Below are 11583 nucleotides of genomic sequence, written 5' to 3' on the forward strand. Positions count from 1 at the left end.
TGGTGATGCAGGGGGCAGTCCTTTGCAAGGACATATCCGGCAAGCATTGATAATATGCCCGCATATCCAGACGGATCGGAAAAGTCTCAGCATCGGGAGGATCAGGATGCGTATCGGCGTGCCGAAGGAAATCAAGAACCGGGAATATCGGGTGGGGTTGACCCCTATCGCCGTGCGCGAACTGGTGGGGCATGGTCACGAAGTGCTGGTGGAAACCAATGCCGCCTTCGAGATCGGCTTTGGCGACGGGGATTATGAAGCCGCCGGGGCCAACATCGCGCCCGACGCGAAGGCCGTGTTCGCACAGGCGGACATGATCGTGAAAGTGAAGGAGCCCCAGCCCGCCGAATGCCGGATGCTGCGCCAGGGGCAGATCCTGTTCACCTATCTGCATCTGGCGCCGGACCCTGAGCAGACACAGGGCCTGATCGAGTCCGGCTGTACTGCCATCGCCTATGAGACGGTCACGGACGGTCGCGGCGGCCTGCCGCTTCTGGCGCCCATGTCCGAGGTGGCGGGGCGCATGTCCATTCAGGCGGCGGCGCACGCGCTGGAAATGTCGCAGGGCGGTCGCGGTATGCTGCTGGGCGGCGTGCCCGGCGTGGAACCCGCCAAGGTCACGGTGATCGGCGGCGGCGTGGTGGGCACCAATGCCGCCCGCATGGCCGTGGGCCTGGGCGCGGACGTGACCATATTGGATCGCAGCCTGAAGCGGATGCAGGAACTGGACGACATGTTCCAGGGCCGTGTGAAAACGGTTTATTCCACCGATGACAGTGTGGAGGAGCATGTGCTGCGGGCGGATGTGACCGTGGGCGCCGTGCTGATCCCCGGTGCCGCCGCGCCCAAGCTGGTCACGCGCAAGATGCTGTCCCACATGCCACGCGGCAGTGTGCTGGTGGATGTGGCGATCGATCAGGGCGGCTGCTTCGAGACATCGAAACCCACCACCCATGAAGACCCCACCTATGTGGTGGATGAAGTGGTGCATTATTGCGTGGCCAACATGCCCGGCGGTGTGGCGCGCACCAGCACGCTGGCCCTGAACAATGCCACGCTGCCCTTCGCCGTGGCCATCGCCGACAAGGGGTGGAAACAGGCGTGCAAGGACGATCCGCACCTGAAGGCGGGGCTGAATGTGTCGGGCGGCAAAATCACCTACAAGGCCGTGGCGGACGATCAGAAACTGGATTATACCCCCGCTGACGACCTGTTGAACTGACAGGGCGATACCCCGAACCGCGGAGGCGTGCGTGGCGAACAAGCCGGTGATCGATGTGTTGGCCCTTGGCGGTACCATTGCCATGGTGCCGGGGAAGGATGGCGGTGTCTCTCCCGGCCTGAGCGCTTCGGACCTCGTGCAGGCGGCCCCCGCCGTCGGCCAGATGGCGGCGGTGCGGGCCACGTCGCTCGCCGGGGTGGGCAGTGCCAATCTCACCCTCGATCATGTGCGGGATGTGCTGGCCCACGCCGCCCGCAGTGACGCGGATGCCGTCATCGTTACCCAGGGTACAGATACGCTGGAAGAAACCAGCTTTCTCGCCAGTCTCGCCCATGATGGCAGCCGCCCGATCGTATTCACCGGTGCCATGCGCCCGCCACGTGCTCCGGGGGCCGATGGCCCGGCCAATCTTGCCGACAGCGCCGCCACGGCCCTGCATCTGGCGCGCGCGGGCAGCGGGGCGGTCGTGCTGGTGATGGACAATGCGGTGCATGACCCGGCGCGGGTGGTGAAGGCCCATACCAGCCGCCTGGATGCTTTTACCGCCGATGGCGGGCCGCTGGGGCAGGTGGTGGAGGGGGGCTGCTATCTGGCCGCCCTGCCGGTGCCCGCGCTGCGCCTTGACCTGTCGGATTGCGCACCGGCGCGGGTGGCCCGCCTGTCCGTGGGATTGGATGACGGCGATGCCGGGCTGATGGCGCTGGACCCGGCGCGGCTTGATGGCCTTGTGGTGGATGCCTTCGGCGCCGGCCATGTGAGCGAAGCGACCGCCGACCGGTTGGTGGAACTGGCGGCGCGGCTGCCGGTGGTGCTGGCCAGTCGCACCGGTTTTGGCCGGGTGCTGGAGGGGACCTATGGCTATCGGGGCGCGGAAATGGACCTGATCGCCAGAGGGCTGATTCCATCCGGTGGCCTTGGCGGGGCGCGGGCGCGGCTGGCGCTGTCCGTTCTGCTGGGCGGCGCGCGGGTGGTGGAAGGCCCCAATAACGGGCAAGGGGATGGGGCCGCCTGGCGCGCCGCCCTTGATCGCCTCGCCGGGCGGGATCGGGCCGTTACAGCGTAAGCTGGATATTCTCAAGCCGGTCCAGAAGATCGTTCAGCAGGCGCCATTCCTCGTCGCTCATCTGGGCGCGGATATTGTCTTCATAAGCCTGTGCGATGGGCACCACATCGTCATATATGGCCTGGCCTTTGGGAGACAGGGCCAGCACGCTGCGGCGCTTGTCGTCCGGCGAGAAATGCCGCTCCAGCCGCCCCGCATCCAGAAGTTTCCGCACAGCGCGGGAGACCGCCACCTTATCCATGGCGGTGCGCTGCGCCACATCGCCGGCGGACAGGTCCGGTTCTTCCCCAAGGATCGCCATGACCCGCCATTCCGGCAGGCTCAACTGAAAGCGCTCTTCATAGCCCTCGGCAATGGCGCCGGATATGCGGTTCGACAATATGGACAGCCGATAGGGCAGGAAGCGCGCCAGCCTGAGCGGTTCGGGGGTTGTGGGCCGTATCTCCCCGTGCGCATCCGGCGGAGCATCTGGAAAATCTTTCGGCAAGACATCTGGGTGGTCGGACATGAAACAGTTTCTCCAGTCTCAAGGCAGGGCGCGCCTTTCCCCCCTTGCACTTAGTTTCAACGGTAACTATTATGTCTACAACAGGCCAAGGGGGTTTCTGTTTTCCCTCATATCAGGAAAGGGTGCGCCATGACGACCACGCACGCAAGCCATACTGCCACCAAAAGCCCGTCCGAGGCGCGCATGACTGGCGCCGACCTGTGGGAAAACCCCCTGGGGCTGGACGGTTTCGAATTCGTTGAATATGCCGCGCCCGACCCTGATATGCTGCGTTCCCTGTTCGAGCGGCTGGGCTTTCCCGCCGTGGCCCGGCACCGGTCCAAGGATGTGACCCTGCATCGCCAAGGCGATATCAATTTCATCATCAATGCGGAACGGGGCAGTTTCGCCCAGCAGTTTGCCGCCGATCATGGCCCTTGTGCCTGCGCCATGGCCTTTCGGGTCAAGGATGCGGCCCGTGCCTTCAGCGCGGCGGTGGAAGCTGGGGCCACGCCTGTCAAGGGCCCGGTGGGGCCGATGGAGCTGAACATTCCGGCCATTGAAGGGATCGGCGGCAGCCGCCTGTATCTGGTGGACCGGTACGGCGAAAACAGCATTTATGATGTGGATTTTGTCCCCATTGAGGGCGCGCGGGCGGATGCGCTGGATGCGGGGCTGACCTATATCGACCATCTGACCCATAATGTGGACCGCGGCGGCATGGACAGGTGGGCCGGCTTTTACGAGCGGATCTTCAATTTCCGGGAGGTGCGCTATTTCGACATTGAAGGCAAGCTGACCGGCCTGAAATCCCGCGCCATGACCAGCCCCTGCGGCAAGATCCGCATTCCCATCAACGAGTCTTCCGACGACAAGTCCCAGATCGCGGAATATCTGGCGGAATATAACGGCGAGGGCATTCAGCATATCGCGCTCGGCACGGATGATATCTGCCATACGGTGGATGTTCTGCGGGAACGGGGCGTGGCGTTCCAGAGCACGCCGGACACCTATTATGAGCAGGTGGATGCGCGCATCCCCGGCCATGGTGAAGACCTTGAGTCCCTGCGCCAGCGGGAAATCCTGATTGACGGTGCGCCGACCGAAGGTCAGGGTCTGCTATTGCAGATATTCACCCGGAATGTGATCGGTCCTATCTTTTTTGAAATCATTCAGCGCAAGGGCAATGAAGGCTTTGGTGAAGGCAATTTCAAGGCGCTGTTCGAATCGATCGAGCTGGATCAGATCCGTCGCGGCGTTCTGACGGATGACTGATCGCCGCCCGATGCGGGCGGGGTCTGTTCAAGGGGTGCGGGCATGAAGCTTTATGGATATTTTCGCTCCAGCGCCGCGTATCGCGTGCGGATCGCCCTTAATCTCAAGGGAATTGAGGCGCACCATGTGCCGGTCAATCTAAAGCCCGGCGAGGACGGCCAGAAAACGCCGGACTATCGCGCCATCAATCCGCAGATGCGGGTGCCGACCCTGGTGGATGGCGACCTGGTGCTGGGCCAGAGCCCCGCAATCCTGGAATATCTGGAAGAAAATTGGCCCGATCCGCCGCTGCTGCCCGCGAAGGGGGCTGATCGCGCCTGGGTGCGCCAGATTGCGGCGGTGGTGGGATGTGATATCCACCCGCTGAACAATCTGTCCGTTCTCACCTATCTCAAGGGATCGCTCGGCGCGGACGGGACGGCGGTGACCGATTGGTACCAGCACTGGATACATACCGGCTTTCAGGCGCTGGAGATGATGCTGGCAAACAGCCCGCTGACCGGCACCTTCTGCTATGGGGAAACCCCCGGCATGGCGGACCTGTATCTTGTGCCGCAAATCTGGAATGCGCGCCGGTTTGAAACGCCGCTGGACGATTATCCCACCCTGCGCCGGATCGATGAAGCCTGCGCGGAGCTGCCCGCCTTCCGCCGCGCCGCCCCCGAAGCACAGGCGGACGCCCCCCGATAAGCGACACTCAAACCGCCCGCCGCTCGCACCGGCGCCGCCTCTACCGCCATCCCGCCACTGCGCGGGATGAGCGGAGGCCACGACCGTGGCCCGCCGCCCATGCGGCGCCCCCCGCGGAGCGCACGCTTCAGCGTGCTTGCGTGAGCGAAAACAAACCCCGCCCTGCCCGCACCAACGTCGCCTCTACCGCCATCCCGCCACTGCGCGGGATGAGCGGAGGCCACGACCGTGGCCCGCCGCCCATGCGGCGCCCCCGCGGAGCCGCAGCGCGCAGCGCTCAGGCGTGAGCGGCAAAAAACAGCTCCCGCTCGCACCAACGTCGCCTCTACCGCCATCCCGCCACTGCGCGGGATGAGCGGAGGCCACGACCGTGGCCCGCCGCCGATGCGGCGCCCCCGCGGAGCGCACGCTTCAGCGTGCTTGCGTGAGCGAAAACAAAGCCGTGGCGCGCAGCGCCAAGGCGTGAGCGGAAAAAAGACCTCCAAAAGATGCACAGACCACATCTTTGGCGCTTATCGCGGGGCAGATGACTTGTTTTTCCGTCTGATTTGACTTAATTCTGATCGTCGTTGTAAGAATGTGTCCCCGGCGCCGGTCCAGGCGCCCTGTTTCCGAGAGGCTGCCATGTCAGGATCATCCCCCGTGTCGGGCCCTTTTTCTGCCGTTCAACCGCGTGACGGGCAGTCTTCGTCGCTGGATGTACTGGTGGTGGAAGATGATGCCACCAGCCGCTCCCTGATCTGTCGTTTTTTGAGCGAGCGCGGCTTGACGGTCCAGGCGCTGGATGGCGGCGAGACCCTGATGGATACGGTGCGCGCCACCGGGGCCCGTGTGGTGGTGCTGGATGTGAATCTGCCGGGGGAGAACGGCTTTTCCCTGAGCCGCCGTCTGCGAGAGCGGGAGGATGTGGGGATTGTCATGCTGTCGCTGCGGGACAGCGCCACCGATGTTCTGACCGGCTTTCAGGCCGGCGCGGACCACTATCTGTCCAAGGACACGGATTATCTGATTCTGGATGCCATCATCCGCAATCTGCTGGTCCGCGTGGCGGAAAAGCGCCGCCTGATACAGTTGGTCGCCGACAAGGGCAGCCCCGGCGGCTGGTCCGTGGGGCGGGAGACCATGCAGCTTGCCTTGCCCGATGGCGGCGGCATCACCCTGACGGCGTCGGAACACCGCTTCATGGTGCGCCTTGCGGAAACGCCGGGTGTGCCGGTGGATCGTGGCACGCTGGTGGTGGCCATGGGCAAGCGGGATACGGAACAGGCCCGCCGCAATCTGGATGCCCTGGTGCGTCGCCTGCGCCAGAAGGTGCAGCAGCGGGCCGGTCTGCCCCTGCCGGTGGAGGCCGTTTACGGCACGGGCTATGTCTATACCGGCGGATGACCGGGTGGGGCGCCAGCGGTTCACCCGGCCCCACCCCCACGGCATGGACGGATACAAAAACCGGCGCGGGGATGCCGCGCCGGTAAGGTCGTGAGGAGGAAAGCGGGAACAGGAACCGGTCCTATTCCGCTGCTGCCGCCAGCTTGGCGTCCTGGGCGCGCTGGATGGTCTGTTCCGCCATTTCGTTGGCGATTACGCCCGCGGGCCGCCCCTGGCGGTCACTTTCTGCGAATATCTGGCTCAAGGTGTCGCCGATGCGCAGAATTTTGGCCGTGCGTTCCGCTTCATCGAGTTTCTGTTTGTGCACTTCCGATTCCACGGAAATGATGCCGCCTGCATTGATCACATAATCGGGGGCATAGAGAATGCCGCGCTTGCGCAGGGCTTCGTCGTCCACCCCTTCGCGCTCAAGCTGGTTGTTGGCCGCCCCGGCGACGATTTTTGCCCTGATGTCGCCAATGGTGCGCGGGTTCAGGCCACCGCCCAGCGCACAGGGGGCGAACACGTCCACCGCCTCGCTGTGAACGCTTTCCGGCTTCACCACGCTGATGTCGCCCTTTTTGCGCGCCGCTTCCAGATTGGCTTCCGAGATGTCGGCCACCTTCACCACGGCGCCCGCTTCCAGCAGGTGATCGATCAGGTACTGGCCCACATGGCCCACGCCCTGGATCGCCACGCTGACACCTTTCATGCTGTCTTTTTGCAAACGGTGGCGCACCGCCGCCTGGATGCCGGTGAAGACCCCCAGCGCGGTATGGGGGGATGGGTCGCCGGTGCCATAATCGCCGCCTTCCAGGCCGCAGATATAGGGCGTTTCCTCTGCCGCATGGGCCAGCATGTCCGGGCTTGTGCCCACATCCTCCGCCGCATAATAGCTGCCGCCCAGCCGGTTCACGCCGCGACCGAAGGCGCGCATCAGGTCCGGCGTGCCTTCACGGGCGGGGTCGCCGATGATGACCGATTTGCCACCGCCCAGTTTCAGGCCCGCCATAGCGTTCTTGTAGCTCATGCCGCGGGACAGGCGAAGCACGTCATAGATGGCGTCTTCCTCTCCCCGGCTGGCGGCCACATCCACCGGCACGCCGCGATGGGCGGACGCATAGTCCCAGAACCGGGTGCCGCCGGTGGCGGGGCCAAGCGCGGTGGAATGAATCGCGATCATGGCCTTTAGGCCGGTGGCGCGATCCGCGCAAAAGACCAGGTTTTCATGGCCCTGAAAGCTTCGGGAATCAAAGACCGGCATAATGGTTCCTTTCCTCTGTCTCCGGCGGTCGCTGTGCCGCCTTACTCTGCTGCCGTTTGTTCGGGGGTTTGTGTTTCCCCCTTGTGCCAACGCTCCATCAGCGTGGCTTTGCTTGCATCGAACAGGCGGACATTCTCTTCCTTGATGGGGCCGAAGCCGCGCACGCTGTCCGGCAGGCTGGCGATCTCCACCGCCAGGGCCAGATTGTCCCGCGTCAGCCCGTCGAGCAGTGCTTCGACGGTTTCCTCATAGTCCCGGATCAGGCGGCGTTCCATCTTCCGCTCGGCGCTGTAGCCCAGCAGGTTGAACGGCGTGCCGCGCAGGCCCCGCAGGCTGGCCAGCAGCCGGAAGACGGGGAAGATCCAGGCGCCGAATTCGCGCTTTTTCGGGCGGCCTGTGGCCTTGTCCCGACCGGGCAGGAAGGGCGGTGCCAGATGGACGCTCAGTTTCATGTCGCCCTCGAACCGGGCGGCCAGCTTTTCCCGGAATTCGGGCCGGGAATACAGCCGCGCCACTTCGAACTCGTCCTTGTAGGCCAGCAGCTTGGCATAATATGTGGCCACCGCCATGGACAGGGCACCCGGTTCGCCCGCCACACCGGTTTCCGCGGCCTTCACCCGGTCCACCAGGTCGGTATATTTCCGGGCCAGCGCGGCATTCTGATAATCGGTGAGCAGCCTGACGCGGCTCGCCACCACATCGTCCAGCGTTTCGGGCAGTTTGGGCGTGTCCATGACGCTGCCTTGCAGCACCTTTTCCACCGCGCCCATGTCATGGGCGGCCATGCGCCCCCAGAAGAAGGTGCGCAGATTGGTGTCCGCCGCCACCTTATTCAGGCGAAAGGCTTCCTCGATGCTTTCCCGCTTCAGGGGGATCAGGCCCTTTTGCCAGGCATAGCCCAGAACGAAGGTGTTGGTGGCGATGGCATCCCCCATCAGGGCGCTGGCCAGTTCCTGTGCCGGAACACGGTGGCGGGCATCTTCCCGTGTCATGGCATCAAGCTGTTTTTGAACACTGGCCTGCTGAAAGTCGATGTCCTTGTTGCGCACGAAATCCGCCACCGGGGTAAGGTGGGAATTGATCACCGCCGCCGTGCGGCTGGAATCCATCACATTGGCGGCATCCTTGCCCGCCGCCACGATGCTGTCGCAGGCCAGCAGGGTATGGGTGCGCCCGGTAACGATACGCGGGGAGCGCAGCTTGTCCTCGTCCGCGGCGATGCGTACATGGCTCAGCACGGCGCCGCCCTTTTGTGCCAGCCCGGTCATGTCCAGAATGGAGCTGGCCTTGCCTTCCAGATGCGCGGCCATGCCCATGATGGCGCCCACGGTCAGCACGCCGGTGCCGCCGATGCCGGTGACGAGGATATTATAATCCTCATAGTCGCTGTCGAAATCCGGGACAGTGGGGTCTGGCAGGTCCGGCAGGCCGAGCGCGGACAGGTCGCCCGCGCCTTCCTTCGACTTGCGCGGTGTGGCGCCTTTGACCGACACGAAGGACGGGCAGAACCCCTTGAGACAGCTATAATCCTTGTTGCAGGCGCTCTGATTGATGGCGCGCTTGCGGCCAAATTCGGTTTCCAGCGGCTCCACGGCAACGCAGTTTGATTGTACCGAACAGTCGCCGCAGCCCTCGCACACCGTGTCATTGATGAACAGGCGGGTGTCCGGGTCTTCCATCAGGCCGCGCTTGCGCCGGCGGCGCTTTTCCGCCGCGCAGGTCTGGTCATAGATGATGGCGGTGGTGCCCTCGGTCTCTTTCAGTTCCTCCTGCACCGTCATGGTGTAATCCCGGTGCTTCACTTCCACGCCGGGGGGCAGGGAGACCAGCGCGTAATCTTCCGGCCTTTCGGACGTGATGACCACCCGCTTCACGCCCTCGGCAACCAGTTGCTCGGCGATGTGGGGCACGGTCAGCGAGCCTTCCACCGGCTGGCCGCCGGTCATGGCCACGGCGTCGTTATACAGGATCTTGAAGGTGATGTTCACATCCGCCGCCACGGTCTGGCGGATGGCGAGAATGCCTGAATGCTGATAGGTGCCGTCGCCCAGATTGGCGAACATGTGCTTGCGGCTGGTAAAGGGGGCTTCCCCGATCCAGGGCACACCTTCGCCGCCCATCTGGGTGAAGGTTTCGTTGTCCCGCTCCATATTGATGGCCATGATGTGGCAGCCGATGCCCGCCATGGCGCGGCTGCCTTCCGGTACGCGGGTGGAGCGGTTGTGCGGGCACCCGGCGCAGAAATAGGGCACCCGGTTGATGGCGGGCTCATAGCCTTCGAAGCTGCGCTTGCGATCGGCGAACCAGGCGAGCTTTTTCTTGATCTCGTCATTGTCATAGAGCTTGGCCATGCGCGCGGCGATCACATGGGCGATGATGCCCACGTCCAGCTCGTTTTCGGGCGGCAGCAGCCACTGGTCCTTTTCGTCGTGCTTGCCCACCACGGTGGGGCGCACATTTTCCTTCCAGTTATAAAGCTGCCAGCGGATCTGGTGCTCGATCATCTCGCGCTTTTCTTCCACCACCAGCACTTCGTCCAGCCCTTCGCAGAACTGGCGCACGCCTTCCGGCTCCAGCGGCCAGGGCATCCCCACCTTATAGAGCTTGAGGCCGATATCCTTCGCCACATCCTCGTCAATGCCGATCTCGTACAGTGCCTGGCGCGTGTCCTGATAGGACTTGCCGGACGTGATGATGCCAAAGCGCGGATTGGGGCTGTCCCAGATCAGCCGGTCAATGCCGTTGGCGCGGGCGAAGGCATGGGCGGCAAAGCCCTTATAGCGTTGCAGGCGCCAGTCCTGCTCCCGCCAGGCATCGGGCCAGCGGATGTTCAGCCCGCCTTCGGGCAGTTCGAAATCGGTGGGGATGATGATGCGGTGCTTCTCGCGGGACAGGTCCACCGTGCCGGATGTCTCCACCGTCTCGGCGGCGGCCTTGAAGCCCACCCAGGCGCCGGTATAACGGCTCATGGCCAGGCCCAGAAGGCCGAACTCCACGAATTCCTGAATGGAGGACGGATACAATTCCGGCATGAAGGCGGCCATGAAGCTGTGGTCCGCCTGATGGGGCAGGGTGGAAGACTTGGCGCCGTGATCGTCCCCGCAAATGGCCAGCACGCCGCCATGGGGCATGGAGCCAGCGGCATTGCCGTGCTTCATCACGTCCATGGACCGGTCCAGCCCCGGCCCCTTGCCGTACCAGATGCCGAACACGCCATCATATTTCATTTCATCCGGGTGGATGCCCACCATCTGGCTGCCCCAGACGGCGGTGGCGCCCAGGTCTTCGTTCAGGCCCGGCTGAAAGACGATATTCTCGCTTTCCAGATATTTTCTGGCGCGGTCCAGCTCCATATCGTAGCCGCCAAGGGGCGAGCCCCGATAGCCGGAAATGAAGCCGGCGGTGTTCAGCCCGCTTTCCGCATCCCGCCAGCGCTGCACAATGGGCAGACGCACCAGCGCCTGAACCCCGTTCATGTAAACGCGGCCCTCGGTCTGGGTGTATTTGTCCTGCAGGGTGACCTTGGTGCTCATGCCTGTTTCTCCCTCGGCCCGCCTTGGTCGGGCTGGCTCCTCCACATTCACGGATTATGTCAAATTTGCTGCGTAATTGGCTGTCGAAGTTTGGCGCTTTACGCAATCTTAAGACATGGTGTGTGGGCAATTATGAAATGATGCAACGATCCAAGCGATGCGCGATAATATGCTGCAACGCAACAGAAAAGCGCCGTCCCGCGCCGTGGGGAAAGCGCTATGATATGGCGAAACACAGGAAAACACATGAAGCATGAAGGGAGGGTAGCCCGTGAAAATGAACCAGGTGACGGTGCCCAGCACCGATATTGCCCGCTCCAAAGCCTTTTATGAAGGGCTGGGGCTCAGGCTGATCGTGGATACGCCGCATTATCTGCGGTTCGAGTGCCCGGAAGGCGGCGCCACCTTTTCCTGTGCGCTGACGGATCAGGCGCCGGACGGAGCCGGGCCGTCCGTGAAGGTCTATTTCGAATATGACCGCGACAGGCTGGACCGGGAAGCCGCCCGGCTGGTGGCGGCGGGCTATGTGATCGACCAGATGCCCGCCGACCAGCGCTATCTGTGGCGCGAAGCCCGCCTGCGCGACCCGGACGGCAATCATCTTGTTCTCTACCACGCCGGCGAAAACCGCCGCTTCCCGCCGTGGCGGGTGAGTGAGGAAAGTGCGTAGGGGTGAGCCGGGCC

Annotated in this window: 9 protein-coding genes; 6 read left to right on the plus strand and 3 right to left on the minus strand. The window is 63.7% G+C overall.

Translation table 11 applies throughout. From position 1 onward, the window contains the following. Nucleotides 1–106 precede the first annotated feature (106 nt). Both ald and WGH93_RS04605 read left to right on the plus strand, forming a co-directional pair. A complete protein-coding gene (ald, locus tag WGH93_RS04600) occupies nt 107–1222 on the plus strand; it encodes an alanine dehydrogenase (RefSeq protein ID WP_374763685.1) in 1116 nt (371 codons plus the stop codon). 31 nt (nt 1223–1253) lie between these two features. After that, a complete protein-coding gene (locus WGH93_RS04605; protein WP_374763686.1) occupies nt 1254–2285 on the plus strand; it encodes an asparaginase in 1032 nt (343 codons plus the stop codon). Here the strand turns inward: WGH93_RS04605 and WGH93_RS04610 are convergent. After that, the gene (locus tag WGH93_RS04610) at nt 2275–2793 is read right to left on the minus strand and encodes a MarR family winged helix-turn-helix transcriptional regulator (protein WP_374763687.1); all 519 of its coding nucleotides are present in this window, start codon (nt 2791–2793) and stop codon (nt 2275–2277) included. The two genes, WGH93_RS04605 and WGH93_RS04610, sit on opposite strands and share 11 nt — an antisense overlap. Before the next feature lie 183 nt (nt 2794–2976). On the opposite strand from WGH93_RS04610, the gene hppD reads away from it, so the two are divergent. From hppD to WGH93_RS04625, 3 genes are all read left to right on the plus strand, one after another. Next, nucleotides 2977–4047 (plus strand): 4-hydroxyphenylpyruvate dioxygenase, encoded by a 1071-nt coding sequence (gene hppD, locus WGH93_RS04615; RefSeq protein ID WP_374763765.1) that lies wholly within the window; start codon nt 2977–2979, stop codon nt 4045–4047. A 42-nt stretch (nt 4048–4089) separates the two neighbouring features. Further along, nucleotides 4090–4737 (plus strand): maleylacetoacetate isomerase, encoded by a 648-nt coding sequence (gene maiA / locus WGH93_RS04620; protein WP_374763688.1) that lies wholly within the window; start codon nt 4090–4092, stop codon nt 4735–4737. Between the two features lie 642 nt (nt 4738–5379). Beyond that, a complete protein-coding gene (locus WGH93_RS04625; protein WP_374763689.1) occupies nt 5380–6123 on the plus strand; it encodes a response regulator transcription factor in 744 nt (247 codons plus the stop codon). Nucleotides 6124–6244: 121 nt separating this feature from the next. Here WGH93_RS04625 and WGH93_RS04630 read toward each other — a convergent pair whose 3' ends face one another. Both WGH93_RS04630 and WGH93_RS04635 read right to left on the minus strand, forming a co-directional pair. Then, nucleotides 6245–7366, minus strand: coding sequence for a Leu/Phe/Val dehydrogenase (locus tag WGH93_RS04630; RefSeq protein WP_374763690.1), 1122 nt, complete (start codon nt 7364–7366; stop codon nt 6245–6247). Nucleotides 7367–7407: 41 nt separating this feature from the next. Continuing rightward, entirely contained in the window at nt 7408–10899 is a 3492-nt protein-coding gene (locus tag WGH93_RS04635; protein WP_374763691.1) for an indolepyruvate ferredoxin oxidoreductase family protein, read from the minus strand. Nucleotides 10900–11176: 277 nt separating this feature from the next. Here WGH93_RS04635 and WGH93_RS04640 point away from each other — a divergent pair, with 277 nt between their 5' ends. Continuing rightward, complete coding sequence (locus WGH93_RS04640) at nt 11177–11569, plus strand: VOC family protein (protein ID WP_374763766.1); 393 nt, start codon at nt 11177–11179, stop codon at nt 11567–11569. Nucleotides 11570–11583: the final 14 nt, after the last annotated feature.

Origin of the sequence: Yunchengibacter salinarum (assembly GCF_037658235.1) — a bacterium.
GTDB classification, from domain to species: Bacteria; Pseudomonadota; Alphaproteobacteria; order Sphingomonadales; family Kordiimonadaceae; genus Yunchengibacter; species Yunchengibacter salinarum.

Coding starts and splice junctions, on each gene's coding strand:
- hppD (WP_374763765.1), top strand. CDS start 2,977: ATGACTGGCGCCGACCTGTGGGAAAACCCCCTGGGGCTGGACGGTTTC.
- maiA (WP_374763688.1), top strand. CDS start 4,090: ATGAAGCTTTATGGATATTTTCGCTCCAGCGCCGCGTATCGCGTGCGG.
- ald (WP_374763685.1), top strand. CDS start 107: ATGCGTATCGGCGTGCCGAAGGAAATCAAGAACCGGGAATATCGGGTG.
- WGH93_RS04640 (WP_374763766.1), top strand. CDS start 11,177: ATGAACCAGGTGACGGTGCCCAGCACCGATATTGCCCGCTCCAAAGCC.
- WGH93_RS04635 (WP_374763691.1), bottom strand. CDS start 10,899: ATGAGCACCAAGGTCACCCTGCAGGACAAATACACCCAGACCGAGGGC.
- WGH93_RS04610 (WP_374763687.1), bottom strand. CDS start 2,793: ATGTCCGACCACCCAGATGTCTTGCCGAAAGATTTTCCAGATGCTCCG.
- WGH93_RS04630 (WP_374763690.1), bottom strand. CDS start 7,366: ATGCCGGTCTTTGATTCCCGAAGCTTTCAGGGCCATGAAAACCTGGTC.